General features: G+C 61.2%; 19 protein-coding genes. 17 read left to right on the top strand and 2 right to left on the bottom strand.

The window, feature by feature from the left end; all coding sequences use genetic code 11:
* From FURADRAFT_RS08690 to FURADRAFT_RS08680, 3 genes are all read left to right on the top strand, one after another.
* Entirely contained in the window at nucleotides 1–621 is a 621-nt protein-coding gene (locus FURADRAFT_RS08690; RefSeq protein ID WP_008953758.1) for a DUF3164 family protein, read from the top strand.
* Nucleotides 622–716: 95 nt separating this feature from the next.
* The gene (locus FURADRAFT_RS08685) at nucleotides 717–1139 is read left to right on the top strand and encodes a gp16 family protein (RefSeq protein ID WP_008953757.1); all 423 of its coding nucleotides are present in this window, start codon (nucleotides 717–719) and stop codon (nucleotides 1137–1139) included.
* Between the two features lie 95 nt (nucleotides 1140–1234).
* A complete protein-coding gene (locus FURADRAFT_RS08680) occupies nucleotides 1235–1666 on the top strand; it encodes a Mor transcription activator family protein (protein WP_008953756.1) in 432 nt (143 codons plus the stop codon).
* Between the two features lie 26 nt (nucleotides 1667–1692).
* Here the strand turns inward: FURADRAFT_RS08680 and FURADRAFT_RS20525 are convergent, their stop codons facing one another.
* Entirely contained in the window at nucleotides 1693–3063 is a 1371-nt protein-coding gene (locus FURADRAFT_RS20525) for a hypothetical protein (protein WP_008953755.1), read from the bottom strand.
* Nucleotides 3064–3416: 353 nt separating this feature from the next.
* On the opposite strand from FURADRAFT_RS20525, the gene FURADRAFT_RS08670 reads away from it, so the two are divergent.
* The 11 genes from FURADRAFT_RS08670 to FURADRAFT_RS08620 all read left to right on the top strand — a co-directional run bounded on the left by FURADRAFT_RS08670 (nucleotide 3417) and on the right by FURADRAFT_RS08620 (nucleotide 10997).
* Nucleotides 3417–3827, top strand: coding sequence for a M15 family metallopeptidase (locus FURADRAFT_RS08670; RefSeq protein WP_008953754.1), 411 nt, complete (start codon nucleotides 3417–3419; stop codon nucleotides 3825–3827).
* Nucleotides 3827–4054, top strand: a complete 228-nt coding sequence (locus tag FURADRAFT_RS08665) for a hypothetical protein (protein WP_008953753.1) — start codon at nucleotides 3827–3829, stop codon at nucleotides 4052–4054. Before FURADRAFT_RS08670 ends, FURADRAFT_RS08665 begins: the two co-directional genes overlap by 1 nt.
* Complete coding sequence (locus tag FURADRAFT_RS08660; protein WP_008953752.1) at nucleotides 4047–4622, top strand: hypothetical protein; 576 nt, start codon at nucleotides 4047–4049, stop codon at nucleotides 4620–4622. Before FURADRAFT_RS08665 ends, FURADRAFT_RS08660 begins: the two co-directional genes overlap by 8 nt.
* Nucleotides 4609–4815 carry a TraR/DksA C4-type zinc finger protein gene (locus FURADRAFT_RS20140; protein ID WP_008953751.1) on the top strand — a complete coding sequence of 69 codons (207 nt, stop codon included), beginning with the start codon at nucleotides 4609–4611 and terminating at the stop codon, nucleotides 4813–4815. Before FURADRAFT_RS08660 ends, FURADRAFT_RS20140 begins: the two co-directional genes overlap by 14 nt.
* On the top strand, nucleotides 4812–5153 hold the full coding sequence (locus FURADRAFT_RS08650) for a hypothetical protein (RefSeq protein ID WP_008953750.1): 342 nt from the start codon (nucleotides 4812–4814) through the stop codon (nucleotides 5151–5153). The genes FURADRAFT_RS20140 and FURADRAFT_RS08650 overlap by 4 nt, the downstream gene beginning before the upstream one ends.
* Nucleotides 5150–5461, top strand: coding sequence for a hypothetical protein (locus FURADRAFT_RS08645; RefSeq protein WP_008953749.1), 312 nt, complete (start codon nucleotides 5150–5152; stop codon nucleotides 5459–5461). The genes FURADRAFT_RS08650 and FURADRAFT_RS08645 overlap by 4 nt, the downstream gene beginning before the upstream one ends.
* Nucleotides 5462–5468: 7 nt before the next feature.
* Nucleotides 5469–5981, top strand: a complete 513-nt coding sequence (locus tag FURADRAFT_RS08640) for a DUF3486 family protein (protein WP_008953748.1) — start codon at nucleotides 5469–5471, stop codon at nucleotides 5979–5981.
* Nucleotides 5978–7531: a hypothetical protein gene (locus tag FURADRAFT_RS08635; protein ID WP_008953747.1), complete on the top strand. Its 1554-nt coding sequence runs from the start codon at nucleotides 5978–5980 to the stop codon at nucleotides 7529–7531. Before FURADRAFT_RS08640 ends, FURADRAFT_RS08635 begins: the two co-directional genes overlap by 4 nt.
* Before the next feature lie 11 nt (nucleotides 7532–7542).
* A complete protein-coding gene (locus tag FURADRAFT_RS08630; RefSeq protein ID WP_008953746.1) occupies nucleotides 7543–9093 on the top strand; it encodes a DUF935 domain-containing protein in 1551 nt (516 codons plus the stop codon).
* On the top strand, nucleotides 9086–10354 hold the full coding sequence (locus FURADRAFT_RS08625) for a phage head morphogenesis protein (RefSeq protein WP_008953745.1): 1269 nt from the start codon (nucleotides 9086–9088) through the stop codon (nucleotides 10352–10354). The genes FURADRAFT_RS08630 and FURADRAFT_RS08625 overlap by 8 nt, the downstream gene beginning before the upstream one ends.
* A 103-nt stretch (nucleotides 10355–10457) precedes the next feature.
* Entirely contained in the window at nucleotides 10458–10997 is a 540-nt protein-coding gene (locus FURADRAFT_RS08620; protein ID WP_008953744.1) for a phage virion morphogenesis protein, read from the top strand.
* Nucleotides 10998–11011: 14 nt separating this feature from the next.
* On the opposite strand, the gene FURADRAFT_RS08615 is transcribed toward FURADRAFT_RS08620, so the two are convergent.
* The gene (locus tag FURADRAFT_RS08615) at nucleotides 11012–11692 is read right to left on the bottom strand and encodes a hypothetical protein (protein WP_008953743.1); all 681 of its coding nucleotides are present in this window, start codon (nucleotides 11690–11692) and stop codon (nucleotides 11012–11014) included.
* Between the two features lie 239 nt (nucleotides 11693–11931).
* Between FURADRAFT_RS08615 and FURADRAFT_RS08610 the strand changes: the two genes are divergently transcribed.
* Genes FURADRAFT_RS08610 through FURADRAFT_RS08600 form a run of 3 tightly spaced genes read left to right on the top strand, consistent with a single transcriptional unit; the run spans nucleotide 11932 to nucleotide 14252 of the window.
* Complete coding sequence (locus FURADRAFT_RS08610) at nucleotides 11932–12960, top strand: phage protease (protein ID WP_008953742.1); 1029 nt, start codon at nucleotides 11932–11934, stop codon at nucleotides 12958–12960.
* Between the two features lie 56 nt (nucleotides 12961–13016).
* Complete coding sequence (locus FURADRAFT_RS08605; RefSeq protein WP_008953741.1) at nucleotides 13017–13928, top strand: Mu-like prophage major head subunit gpT family protein; 912 nt, start codon at nucleotides 13017–13019, stop codon at nucleotides 13926–13928.
* Between the two features lie 12 nt (nucleotides 13929–13940).
* Nucleotides 13941–14252 (top strand): hypothetical protein, encoded by a 312-nt coding sequence (locus FURADRAFT_RS08600; RefSeq protein WP_008953740.1) that lies wholly within the window; start codon nucleotides 13941–13943, stop codon nucleotides 14250–14252.
* Nucleotides 14253–14255 lie beyond the last annotated feature (3 nt).

The following is a 14255-nucleotide window of genomic DNA, read 5'->3' as shown; positions in this document are numbered from 1 at the left end:
ATGAGTACAGAACAAACCATCCCCGCAGGCTACTGGCGCGACGCCAAGGGCCGGCTTGTACCACCGGACTTGGTCGCCCCGCTCGACCAATTGCGTGACCAGACCGTGCGCCAGCTGGTGGACAAGGCGCTGGCGCTGCAGGCCCAGCTGGAGTCCTTCAAGGGCGCCGCCTTTGCCGATGTGGCCGCCATGGTGGCCACCAGCGCCGAGCAGTACGGCGTGACCTTGGGCGGCGAGAAAGGCAACGTGGTGCTGACCAGCTACGACGGCACGCTCAAGGTGGTACGCGCCTTCCAGGACCGCATCAGTTTTGATGAGCGCATCAAGGCGGTCAAAGCCCTGATCGACGAATGCCTGGAAGACTGGACCGCCGACGCCGTGCCGGAGCTGAAAGCCCTGGTCACCCGTGCCTTCGAATCCGACCGGGGCGGCGATCTGCGCGTGCAGCGCATCCTGGAACTGCGCCGGCTGGAGATCACCGACGAGCGCTGGAAACGCGCCATGCAGGCGCTGGACGACGCCATCAAGGTGGACGGCACCGCCGGCTACATCCGGCTGTACCAGCGAGCCGGCGCCAACGCGCAATGGCAGCCGATCTGCCTCGATCTGGCGGGGGTGTGAAGTCCGCCCGCTGACCCCGCCTGGCCTAGAGCCCGGTGTCGAGCCGGCCGCCGCGACAGCGGCCGGTTCCGCAACGTGTTTTAAGGAAGCCCACGATGAAGACCACCCACCGCCCTGCCCTGTTGGCCAAGGTGCACATCGCCCGCAAGGAGTTGGCGCTGCAGGACGATGCCTATCGCGCCCTGCTGGTCCAGCTGACCGGCAAGACCAGCGCCAAAGACCTCGACGAGCCGGCGCTGGAGAAGGTACTGGCCCACTTCACGAAGTGCGGCTGGCAGCCTGCCAAATCGACCGCGAAAAAGCACGGCCAGCGCCCGCAGACCGTTAAAAGCCGACAGGCATACATCGGCAAGATCGAAGCGCTGCTGGCCGATGCCGGGCGGCACTGGAGCTACGCCCAGGCGCTGGCCAGCCGCATGTTCGGCGTGGAAAAGCTGGAGTGGTGCGACGACGACCAGGTGCGGAGCGTCATGGTGGCGCTGGAGATCGAAGCCCGGCGCCACGGCAGGGGCCGTTAGAATTCTCGGCGTGTAAACAATGGGCGTGTCATAACAACAGCGGGCTGATTGGCGACGGAGCTAATCGGCCCGCCGTCCTGATGAGGACGCCCTAGATGAAACTGGACGACGTCACCGAACTACTGCCTGAAAGCATTCAGGAAATTGCCCATCTGATCGGCTACCCGGCCGCGCTGGCGCTGGTGACCACCTTCGGTGGCACCACGCTGGCGGTGGCCATGGCAGTGACAGACAAGGGCGTGGCCAATTTCCAGTACCTGGCCGAAGCCATCGGCCAGCGCGAAGCGGAAATCCTGACCCGCCACTACGGCGGCGACGTGCTCTACATCCCGCGCTGCTACACCGCCCTGCAGGAGCTGCGCGACCGGGAACTGTGCCGCCGCTTCGACGAGCTGAACGCTGAGCACTCGGCCAACTGGACGGTGCAGCAGCTGGCCCTGCACTACAAGCTGGCCGACCGCACCGTGTGGCGGATTCTCAAGCGGCCCAGCAGACTGGCGGTGCCGGAACAGCCGGCGTTATTTTGACTGATCTCAGGGGTTAAAAGTTGTTCTTAGCCCTTTGAGTGGCGTTCAACACTATCCTTGAGAATTTCATCTGCTGACTTAGACCAGTCAATGAGAGTACGTTCGCGCAGCCACCACCGAAGCAGGACTACAAATGAAAATACAGCGCGACGGCACTCCATAGGGCCTATTGGAATTCGTGATTTATGCGAAGCCGCATTACGATATCGGATAAGTTCGTTAACTGAGTGATTGACCAACTCTGGCCAAATAGCCACTCTCCTCTCAGGTTTCCCTATCTTGTCAATCCTGGCTTGGAGGTGTCTATTGGTTTCAGCCGACAGATTAAGCAACTTCCGGAGGAGTTCGGCCACTCTAGCAGGGGAAAGATTTGCATCATCAACCGCAGCTTTGATATCAGGATAGAGAGAGCTGAAATCCGGGACCGATTCTTCTTTTTTCTTGAAACGTGCAGCAGCTTTAGCATGAAGCTCGTCAGCCAGCTGCCCAAGCGTCAACCCCTTTGTCAATTGCTCACGATAAAGAGTTTCATATATCTGAGTCAACACATCCTCCGAGGCCAAGCCAATCGCGCTTACACAGTCCGTATAATTTTCATCAGTAAAATGAGCAACAGCCTTCCCTACCAGAGGCCTCAAATGTTCCTGAGGAATAATTAAATCAAACGCCATCCCAAGAAATATAAAATAGGGAGCAAAAACCTCTTCTTCAGGAGAAAAAACAGGCATTAAAGTAGTGTTGGCAACCTTCCCAACAGCACTCAGAAAACCCTTAAGATCATTAAGCGGGGCAGGATCCCAAGAAATTGCTGCTAGGCACCCATCCCGCGGCCCCTTCTGAATAAGAAAAGTGCCCCTATTCAGTCGAATGGGGTCTCCTATAGACATAATGGCCTTAAATTCGCTATGCCATATGCTTGATTTAAACAACTCAAGCGCCTCTGAATATTTCTTCTTAATTGGTTCAATATCAATCAGATCCAGAATTTGCTGCACAGTTTCATGTTCTGCACCAAACTGTTCGTTATCTTCTGGCTGTTGAGCATCCTGCCTTGCCAAATAGTCAAAAAATCCGACTACAAAACTTATCGTTGAATGCAACTCTTCACTTATCTTACGCCACCAAACTTCATTCAGACCAATATATCTCTGCCTTTTACCACTACGAATGGCAATCTTATCTTTACCATTCGTTTCCTCCTTTAATGCCATCCAAATATCTTCTGTTATTCCCGCATTTGGCAACCAGTCAGCATTTAAATGCCAAAGACCACATGAAACCGGGTTTTCCAAATACTGGACAATTTTCTTTTTTTCTTCAAAAGAAATTTGATCTCTACTAATATAACGCCGAGACTCATATTCTGCTTGCATGAAATTTATAAGATGATTTTGCATTTCCATTTCACTCTAAATAAAGAATTTCTCGAATAAAAATTACAGAAAAACTTCTCCACAACCAAGAACAAGATCAAAAGATAAGCCAGCCTGCTTAGACATATTTTAAAATGCTAATATCATACAACGAAAGCATGGCGTATTTCTAGTTAAATAGCTCCCTTTATGGAAATTTGGCACGCCCAACTTCACCGCACCCCAAAAAAAATAAAATGATAATCATTCAAAATTGTCATTAAATCGATAAGCACCACTAAGTAGTACGATTACTTTCGCCACTGACACCCGACTACTAAGCCCATCCTGCCGGCCCCTCCAAAATCGACAGCATCCACACGAAACAGGATGCCTTCATGGCGAGCCGACGAATTGAAGACCTTCACCCCGACCTGCAGCCCTTGTGCCGCGAGTTCCTGCGCCGCTGCCAGGCCGAAGGGGGAGACCCGCTCATTACCTGCACTTGGCGCTCTGGCGCCGAGCAGGACCAGCTCTACGCCCAAGGCCGTAATGGCCTGCCCGGCCCGCGTGTGACCAATGCCCGCGCCGGCCAGTCCGCACACAACGCCACCATCAAGAACAAGCCCGCCGCCCGCGCTTTCGACGTGGTGCCGTTGGTCGGTGGCAAGCCGATGTGGGATGCCAAGCATCCGCATTGGCAGGTCATGGGCCGTATTGGTGAGTCCCTTGGACTGACCTGGTACGGAAACCCGCGCGCCAAGTTCCGCGAGTTCCCGCACTTTGAACTGAACAAGGGGTACCAGTGATGCACCTGGCCGACCTGATCACCAACCCCGCCACCGGTCGCCTGAGTCATTCCAAGCTGTGGGCCAACATCGCCTGCGCCTCGGCCACCGGCATGTTCGTCTACCAGGGCGTGGCCGGCACGCTGACGGCCGAGACCTGGCTGATCTACCTGGGCGTCGTCGGCGGATACTCCGCCGCCCGCAGCTGGATCGCCACCCGACGCGACAAAGGAGCCGGCGATGCTTAACCCGAAACCTCTGCTGATCGCCACCGCCGTGTCGGGCGTGCTGCTGGCCGGTTACGGCCTTGGCAGCTGGCAGACCGGCTTGACCTACGAAGTCAAGCTCGCCACCCAGCACGCCAGCCATGCGCAGGACCTGCAGCACGTCGCCGAGTCCAAGGCCAACGAGCTGGGCCACGCCCTGACCGAACAGCAGCGCCTGACCGACCAGGCGCACCAGTTGGGCTGGGAGCTGATCCAGACCCGTGCCCGTCTGGCCGACACCCAATCCCAACTGAAGCAAAGGATTCCCGATGCGATACGCACTGATGGCCAGCATTGGACTGGCCTTGGCCCTGACGGCTTGCGCGTCTACCGCGCCGTCCTCGGCTACCCCGAGCATGATCCAGGTGTGCCCCCAGCCGACGCCGGAAATGTTGGCCAAGCCGGCCAAACCGCCGGCGCCGACGAAGGGCTACCGCCTGACGACCTTCTCGCCCACGCCGCCGACTACGGCCAGTGGTGCCAGCAGCTCGACGCCCAGCTCGACACCCTGATCAACCTGCACCGAAAGGATGGCGATGGACCCATTTGACCGCGCCCAGGAGCTGGAAATGGAACAGCGCGAGGCGGCCATCGCCGCCGCCCGCGATCTGGTGGGCCGTGGCGTGTCGGCAACCGAGTGTGAGGACTGCGGCACCCCCATCCCACCGGCCCGGCAGTTGGCCGCCCCCGGCTGCACCCGCTGTGTCGATTGCCAAAACCGTCGCGAAAGGCCCCGCCGATGACGTTAACGCTGGAGCTGTGGCAGGTCATCACCCTGCTGCTGGCCATCCTCGGCGGTTTCTGGACCGTGGCCAAGATTCTGGCCGGCCAGGTGGGCCGCAACATTGATGAGAAGTTCGGCGCTGTGGCCAAGTCGCAGGAGCTGACGTCCGCCACGCTGGAGTCTCACCGCGCCAAGCTGGTCGACCTGGAAAAAGACCTGCTGAAGCTGATGGCCGCCCTGCCGCTTGAGTACGTGCGGCGCGAAGACTTCATCCGCAACCAAACCACCATTGAGGCCAAGCTGGACGGCGTAGCCCACAGCCTGCAGCAGCTGGCCCTGACAGGGAAACCGACATGATTGCCATCGACCCCGCCAAAGCCCGCCGCGAGTCCATGCGCTGGGCCGTGCTGCTCACGCTGAACAACGCCCGCCCGATTGGCGCACACGAGGCGCTGATCCTGTCCACCATCCAGAGCGTCTACCCGGACGTGACGGCACTGGAGCTGCGCCGCGAGCTGGATTACCTGGCAGACCGCTGCCTGCTGGAGATCAAACGCGACCCGGCCGGGCCGTGGTCGGCCGATCTGACCCGACTCGGCGTCGACATCGTCGAATACACCGTGGACTGCCAGCCCGGCATCGCCCGGCCGGCCAAGTATTTCTGAGGTCGCCATGCCGCCACGTTCCAAAATCACTGCTCTGCCGCCGGAGGTGAAAGCCTGGCTGGATAGCGCCCTGGTCGACGGCGATTTCTCCGATTACGAGGCGCTGGCCGCCGAACTGCGCAGCCGGGGCTTCGACATCAGCAAGAGTGCCATCCACCGCTATGGTCAGGCGTTCGAAGACCGGCTGTCGGCACTGAAGGTGGCGTCGCAGCAGGCCCGCGCCGTGGTCGAGGCTGCCCCCGACAACGAGGGTGCCGTCAACGAGGCGCTGATGCGCCTGGTGCAGGAGAAGCTGTTCCAACTGCTGATGGCACAGGAAGGTCAGATCGATCTGCCCAAAATAGCCAAAGCCGTGGCCGAGCTGGGCAAGGCGTCGGTAGTACAGAAGAAGTGGCAGGCCGAGGTGCGCGAGAAGGCCCGCGCCGTGGCTGACGCAGCAGAATCGCTGGCCAGCAAGGGCGGACTGACCGGGGCGACCGTGCAGCAGATTCGCAAGATGATCCTGGGGATTGCGGAATGACGCTACCCATCCATTTGCCCAGCACCGCCGGAGCCGACATTCCGGCGGTTTTGCTGCCCTACCAACAGCGCTGGGTGGCCGACCCGTCGCCGCTCAAGGTCATCGAAAAGTCGCGCCGTACCGGCCTGACCTGGGGCGAGGCGGCCGACGACGTACTGACCGCTGCCGCCGAAAAATCGGCCGAAGGCCAGAACGTCTACTACATCGCGTACAACCAGGACATGACCGTCGAGTACATCGAAGCGTGCGCCATGTGGTGCAAGGCGTTCGACTATGCCGCCGGTCAGATCGAGGAAGGCATCTGGGACGACGAGGCCGACCGCGACAAGAACATCAAGACCTACACCATCCGCTTTCCGTCCGGCCACCGCATCGTGGCGCTGTCATCGCGGCCGTCCAACCTGCGCGGCCGCCAGGGCGTGATCGTGATCGACGAGGCCGCCTTCCACGAGCAGCTGCAGGAGCTATTGGACGCTGCCATGGCGATGCTGATCTGGGGCGGCAAGGTGCGGGTGATCTCCACCCACTACGGCGTGGACAACCCGTTCAACCAGCTGATCAAGGACATCCGGGGCGGCAAGCGTGCCGGCACCGTGCATCGGCTGGAGTTCAAACAGGCGGTCAGCGAAGGGCTGTATCACCGCGTCTGCCTGCGCCTGGGCAAACCGTATAACGCGGCCGAGGAAGCCACCTGGGCGGCTGGGGTGTACTCGTTCTACAGCAGCGGGGCCGGCCAGGAGCTGGACTGTATCCCGACCAATGCCGTCGGTGCCTACTTCAGCCGGGCGCTGCTGGAGAGCCGGGCCAGCGAGGCCACGCCGGTGCTGCGCATCGCCCGCGATGATGCCTTCACCCTGCTGCCGGACGCGGTGCGCGAGGCTGACATCCGCGAGTGGTGCGAGACCCAGCTGAAGCCGCTCCTGGACAAGCTGCCCAGGAACGCCAAGAGCTACCTGGGCGAGGACTTCGCCCGCAAGGGTGACCTGACCATCCTGACGCCGCTGGTCCGGCTGGGCCTGCGTCGCCGGGTGCCGTTCCAGGTCGAAATCCGCAACATGCCGTTCGACCAGCAGCGCCAGATCCTGTTCTACATCCTGGACCACCTGCCGAACTTCCTGTCTGCCGGTCTGGACGCGCGCGGCAACGGCTCCTACCTGGCCGAGAAAGCGATGCAGAAGTATGGCGCGACGCGCATCCACTGCATCCAGGCCACCGAGGCGTTCTACCTGGATAGCTTCCCCAAGCTCAAGACCGCCCTCGAGGACGGCACCTTGTGCGACCTGCCGGCCGACGAAGACGTGCTGACCGACTACCGCCAGGTGCAGCTGATCCGTGGCATCCCGCGCGTACCGGAGAGCCGCACCCAGGAGAAGGGCGACGACGGCCAGGCCAGCGGCAAGCGCCACGGCGACAGCGCCATCGCCCTGTTGATGGCCGACTACGCCAGCCGCAACGAGGCGGCACCGATTGAGTTCACCTCAGTGCCAAAACGCCCGCAAAACAACGATGACGACATCCCCGCCTCTACCTGGGGCGCGGGGTGCTTCTAGAGGTATCCCCCATGCTTGTGGATCACAACGGACAACCCTTCCCCAGCAGAACCAGCGACCTGCAGGACGAACAGACTGCCGCCCTGGGCGGCATCGCTTCTCGCTGGCCTGAACACCCGAGCCGGGGGCTGACACCGCAACGCCTGGTCGAGATCACCGACGCCGCCGAGCGTGGCGAGATCGCGGCCCAGCATGAGCTGTTTGCCGACATGGAGGAAAAGGACGGCCATATCGCCACGGAGCTGGGCAAGCGCAAGCTGGCGCTGCTGGGGCTGGAGTGGCAACTGGAGCCACCTCCCAATGCCAGCGCAGCCGAGACGAAGCTCGCCGAGGAGGTGGCCGAGTGGCTGGACAACCTGGATATGGAGGACATCTTGTTCGACATGGCCGATGCACTGGGTCATGGCTTTGCCGCCCTCGAAATGCCATGGGACACCACCGGCAAGGTATGGCTGCCGAAGAAGCTGGAACATCGGCCGCAAAGCTGGTTCCAGTTCACCACCAACGAGCTGCGCTTGCGCTCCGACAGCAACCACGAGGGAGAGGCCCTGCGGCCCTTCAGCTGGATTGTTCACAAGCACAAGAGCCGCTCCGGCATCACGCCGCGCGTGGGCTTACACCGGGCGCTGGTCTGGCCGTTCGTGTTCAAGAACTACAGCGTCCGCGACTTGGCGGAATTCCTGGAAATCTATGGCTTGCCGATGAGGCTGGGCAAATACCCGCCAGGCGCCACCGAGAAAGAAAAGGCAACCCTGCTGCGGGCCGTGGCCAGCATCGGCCACAGTGCGGCTGGCATCATCCCGGACGGGATGGAGATCGAATTCCAGGCCGCTGCCAATGGCACGCATGAGCCGTTCGCCTGGATGGTGGAGTGGGCCGAGCGCACCGAGTCGAAAATCATCCTGGGCGGCACGCTGACCACCCAGGCCGACGGCAAAAGTTCGACCAATGCCCTGGGCAAGGTGCACGACGAGGTGCGCAAAGACCTGCGCAATGCGGATGCCAAGCAGCTGGCCCGCACGGTGACCGCCCAGCTGGTCTGGCCGATGGTGCAGCTGAACAAGCCAGGCATCACGCCAGACCGCTGCCCACGCTTCCGCTTCAATCTGACCGAGGCGGAGAGCCTGGAGCAATTCGCCAACAGCCTGCCCAAGCTGGCCCAGGGCGGCATGCGCATCCCCGTGAGCTGGGCACATGAACGCCTGCAGATTCCGATGGCAGGCAAAGATGAGCCGATCTTGATGCCGAGCAAGCTGACGCCTCCCGCACCGGTCGAATCGTTGCGTTACCGCGTGGCACTCAAGGCCGAGAGCGGCGAGGTGCTACCAACTGACCAGGTGGCGGTCGACAAGGCTGGTGACGGGCTGGACGGCAACGCCATCGAGGACGCGGCAGCCAAGATGCTGGCGCCGGTGATCGAGGCGCTCAAGCAAGGCGCCAGCCCGGAACAAGCGCAGGACATGCTGGCCGAGCTGTTCGACCAGATGCCGGAACAGGATATGACCGAGCTGCTTGCCCGCGTCATCTTCGTGGCCGATCTGTGGGGGCGCATCAGTGGTTGACCTTGCCTACGCCTTCGGCCTGCCGCCTGAAAAGGCCGTCGCCTACTTCCAGTCCAAGGGCTATGCGCTGGGCTTCAAGTGGCAGGACGTGTGGGAGCAGGCGCATGCTCGCGCCTTTACCGTGGCCGGGGTGATGAAGCTGGATGTACTGCAGGACATCCGGGGCGCCCTGGACAAGGCGTTAAAGGACGGCACCACCCTGCGGGACTTTAACGCCCAGCTGACCCCGTTGCTGCAGTCCAAGGGATGGCTGGGGAAAGGCTACCTGGTCGACCAGGACAGCGGGGAGATTCACGGCAAGAAGCTGGACGCCCGACGCCTGGAAACCATTTTTCGGACCAACACCCAGTCCGCCTACATGGCCGGGCGCTGGAAGTCGCTGTGGGAAGATCGCGAGGCCCGGCCGATCTGGGTCTATTCCACCGTCGGCGACAACCGGGTACGTCCACGCCACAAGGTGCTGCACGGCATCACCCTGCTGGCCACTGATCCGTTCTGGCGCTACTACTTCCCGCCCAACGGCTGGCGCTGCCGTTGCCATGTGCGGGCGCTCACCTACGACCAGGTCACCAAACAGGGGCTGGAGGTCATCAGCAGCGAGGGCCGCCTCATAGAGGTCGAACAGGCATCGGCCCCTAATGGCGTCAAGCGTAAGGCCATGGCGTTCCAGACGCCGAGCGGTGCGCGCTTCGTCACCGATCCGGGCTTCGGCTTCAATCCTGGGCAGGCGGCATTCCAGCCGGAGCTGGACAACTATGCCGCGCCGGTCGCCCGCCAGTACGTCAAGGGCGTGCTGACCGGGCCGGAGTTCGGCCGCTGGTATCAGCAACTGGGGACGGCCGTGGCGGAACGCCTGGCTGCCGGCAAATCTGTCACCGCGATCCGCCAGGAGGTGGCCGTGGGCCAGCGTTATCCGGTGGCCATCCTGCACCAGGACGACATGGCCCGACTCGGCAGCAGCAGCCAGACGGTCTGGCTGTCGGATGACACGCTGGCCAAGCAGTTCGCCAACCGGCAGGGCCAGAACGTGGCACTGGGGGATTACTGGCGCGTCCAGCAGGTGCTGGAACAGCCGGTGCTGATCCTGGCCGAGCGCGATCTACACATGAAGTTCATCCAGCGCCAGGGACGCTGGTGGGTGGCGGTGGTGAAAGTGACGCGGGACGGGGCAGAAAACTGGCTGCAGACCTTCCACCCGATCAATGAGCGTGAACTGGAGCGGCTGAAACGTGGTGGCAAGGTGATCTGGGAGAGGAAATAGCCTCGGGAGGGACTCCCTGTCCCCTCACGCGATCCGTCGTGCGACGTCCTACGGCCGGGAGATTCACCGTGTTTCCGAGGCAGTTTCCAGTATAAGGGCAATCATGATCGAACTGAAACAAGAGGTGGCGCATGTGCTGGCGGCACTGGCCGAGCTGGACCGCCGGGGAGAACACCGCGAGCCGCTGATGCGGTCGTTATCCGGCACCATGCTGGACGAGGTGGAGCAGAACTTCGCCGCCCAGGGGCGCCCCGCCTGGGCCGGCTTGGCCCCATCCACCCTCAAGCGCCGCCAGGGTGGCAAGGTACTGCAGGACACCCGCCGACTGGCCAGCAGCATCGAACCGGCCAGCGACAACGACAGTGCCCAAGTGGGTACCAATGTCGTGTACGCGGCCATCCAGCACTTCGGCGGCGAGATCAAACGCGCCGCCCGCTCCCAGCGCGTGTACTTCAAACAGGACAAGGATGGCAGCGTGGGCACCCGCTTCGTCAAGAAGAGCCAATCCAACTTCAGCCAGTGGGCCACCATCGGCGAGCACTCAGTCAAGATACCGGCGCGCCCGTTCCTGGTACTGACCGAGTCCGGCATCCAGACCATGGAGGATCAGGCCATCCGCTACCTGAGCGAGCCGTGGAAGTAAGGTTGAGCATATTGTTATGCGCCACATCCATCTTGCACACTTGGATTTCCATACTTGGCAACTAAAGAGCGAATGGTTTCAGAAGGCTTTGGGGGATGAAAGCTGTCGCTTTCGATATGTCCAATGACCTTCTGCCAAAGCCCATCAGGGATATCGCCTCCAAGCACAATGGATTTGACCTCATCAAGTTGCATTGAGAACACTTGACGCTCCCTTGACTCGTCCCAAACCTCGGCTTCAAACCTTCCCAAAAACTCTGCGACGAGTCCAGTCAGATTTGTCATTTGGTGCCTACAGGCTGAGAACACATCCATGCTGGGGACTTCGGCTGGTGCCTCAGAACCTATGTAGGAAAAGAAGTGGATAACGGTCTCCTCTCCATTGGGCTGTTTAACTCGCTGTCCATATGAGATGGGCTGCGCTCCAGTTTTCAAGGCTTCATTCCTGGCCTCCAATAGATACTTAGCCACCTTATCGCCTCGAAGACGCGCTTGAGTGGGTTCATACCATTTGTCGAATTCTTCCCCGATGGCACTACCTACGTACTGGAGAACAAAGGTGACGCTTCGGGCAGCACTGGCGAATGCACTGAAATAGTAGTTCAGCTCTTCCACATGGAGTCCTGCGGCGACCATGCGTTCTAGAAAGAAGTCGGCCTCTTTAAGTTTTTCGGTAATAAGACTTAGATGCTTCATAAGGCATCGCCTCAATGTTTTGGACAAGATTAGCAAAAACGTCAAAAAACGCCCTAGCCTGCACTGAGGCGGTTTAGCCGTGCCGTCGGTCGCCTTGGGGTAGTCGCACGAATTTTAACGCCCATCTAACGCCCTTCCCAAGCATTCCGCTCGTCGCCTCCGGGCGCGCTTCACCATCAGGCCAGGTACTGACGCCCGACAACTCTCTCCCCTCCCCCTTTGCCGCCGATCATGGCGGCATGAAAACGAAACCTCTTCCCCAAGTCGCCGCGCTGTCTTTCGAGATCGCGGTGGACGGCAAAGCGATGCGACTGGTGCCGGCCGGAATCTTCCGTGCCCGTGATGGGCGCCCCTTCGATGCGCCGCACTGGTACACCGATGCCAACGTGGCCGCCCAGGTCATTCGACGCGCCCAGGAAGAGGTGGACGACCTGGTCATCGACTACGAGCACCAGACCCTCTACGCCGAACAGAACGGCCAGAAGGCGCCCGCCGCCGGCTGGTTCAAGGACATGGAATGGCGCGACGGCCTGGGCATCTATGCCGTCAACGTCCGCTGGACGAAGACCGCCCAGGCGCACCTCGATGACGAGGAGTACCGCTACCTATCCCCCGTTTTCACCTACGACCCGCAAACCGGCGAAGTGCTGCGCATCCTGATGGCGGCCCTGACCAACAAGGCCGGTCTGGACGGCCTGGACGACTTGTCACGCCTGGCGGTGAATCGCTTTTCCCTGACCCCCAACCACGCCCAGGAGGACACCGTGGACCTTAAAGAACTGTGCAAGCAACTGGGCTTGCCGGAAACCACGACCGAAGCCGAAGTCCAGGCTGCGCTTGTGGCCCTCAAAACCAAGGCAACCCAGGCTGACGGCCTGACCCAGGAGGTAGCCGCGCTCAAGGCCAACGGCCCCGACCTGGCCAAGTACGTGCCGATTGCCGCCCTGCGCGAAGCCCAAGGCGAGCTGGCCACCCTCAAGGCTGAAAAGCAGGAGAGCCAGGTCGAAGCCCTGGTCCAGGAAGGCAAGGCGGCTTGCAAGATCACCCCGGCTCTGGAGCCGTGGGCGCGTGACCTCGGCAAACGCGATCTGGCGGCGTTGCGTTCCTTCCTGGACACCGCTCCGGCCATGGCCGGCCTGAAAGACGGCCAGACCGACGGCAAGGCGCCGACCGATGGCAGCCATGGTTTGAGCGCCGACGAGTTGGCGGTGTGCAAGCAGTTGGGCATGACCCCGGAAGCCTTCGCCAAGGAAAAGGCGAGCCAGTAAACCCCACGCCGCTGGAGGGTGACCCTGCGAAGGCGGCGTAACACAGGAATGACCCCATGAAGATCATTACCAAAGCAGTGCTGGATGCGCTGTTCGTTGGCTACCGCGCCGAGTTCAAGAAAGGCTTGGGCACGGCGGACAGCCAATACGAGCGCATCGCCACCAAGGTGCCGTCCGCTACCGGAGCCAACCTGTACTCCTGGCTGGGCCAGTTCCCGAAACTGCGCGAGTGGATTGGCGACCGCCAAGTAAAACAAATGGCGGCCGATGGCTACAGCATCACCAATAAAACCTTTGAAGGTACGGTGGGAGTTGAACGCACACAAATCGAAGACGACCAGGAAGGCATCTTCCTGCCGTTGTTCGACGAGATGGGCCGCGCCACCAAGACCCACCCCGACGAGCTGGTCTTCCCACTCTTGGCCAGCGGCACCAGCACGCTCTGCTACGACGGCCAGAACTTCTTCGATAGCGATCACCCGGTTTACCCGAACGTAGACGGTACCGGCGTGCCGACCACCGTTTCCAACTTCGACGATGCCGGCGCCGGCGCCGGCCCGAAGTGGTACCTGCTCTGCACCTCTCGCGCCTTGAAGCCGCTGATCTTCCAGGAACGTACCCAGCCGGAGCTGACCGCCCTGACCGGCACCTCTGACGAGGTGGTGTTCCGTAGCGACGCGTTCCAGTTCGGTGTGCGCTATCGCTGCAATGCCGGTTACGGCTTCTGGCAGTTCGCCTACTGCTCCAACCAGCCGTTGAACGAAGCGAACTTCCGCAAGGCATTCGGCGACATGGAGAAGTTCGTCGCCGATGGCGGTCGCAAGCTCGGCCTCGTGCCCGATCTGCTGGTGGTGCCGACCGATCTGCGCGCCGCAGCCGAGACCCTGATCGAAGCCAGCCACAAGGACGGCGGCGCGACCAACATCAACTACAAGAAGGTGGGCCTGATGGTCTCGCCGTGGCTGTAAGGAAAAGCATCCATGAAGCTGATCGTTAAATCCTTGCGCGAGGCCGGCTTCTGCCGGCTGGGCGTGAAGTGGCCCGCTGAGGGCACGGTGGTGGATGCCAACGAGTACACCGACGAGCAATGGGAGCGCCTGATGAAGGAAGCCAACCTCAAGGTGGAGCGGGCACCGGAAGAGCCGGTGAAGGAGAACGGCGACAACGATGCCGAGCCGCCGGCTACCTCCAGCGAGGGAACTAGCGAAAGCGCTCAGGACGAGACGGGTGACAAATCCGCCGCGACCACCAAGACCAGCGGTGGCCGCAAGGCTGCCAATGCGGGGGCGTAAACC

Origin of the sequence: Pseudogulbenkiania ferrooxidans 2002, from assembly GCF_000174355.1 — a bacterium.
Taxonomy (GTDB): Bacteria; Pseudomonadota; Gammaproteobacteria; order Burkholderiales; family Chromobacteriaceae; genus Pseudogulbenkiania; species Pseudogulbenkiania ferrooxidans.
The sequence above is the reverse complement of the archived record's forward strand: the minus strand, read 5'-3'. Positions and strand labels throughout refer to the sequence as shown.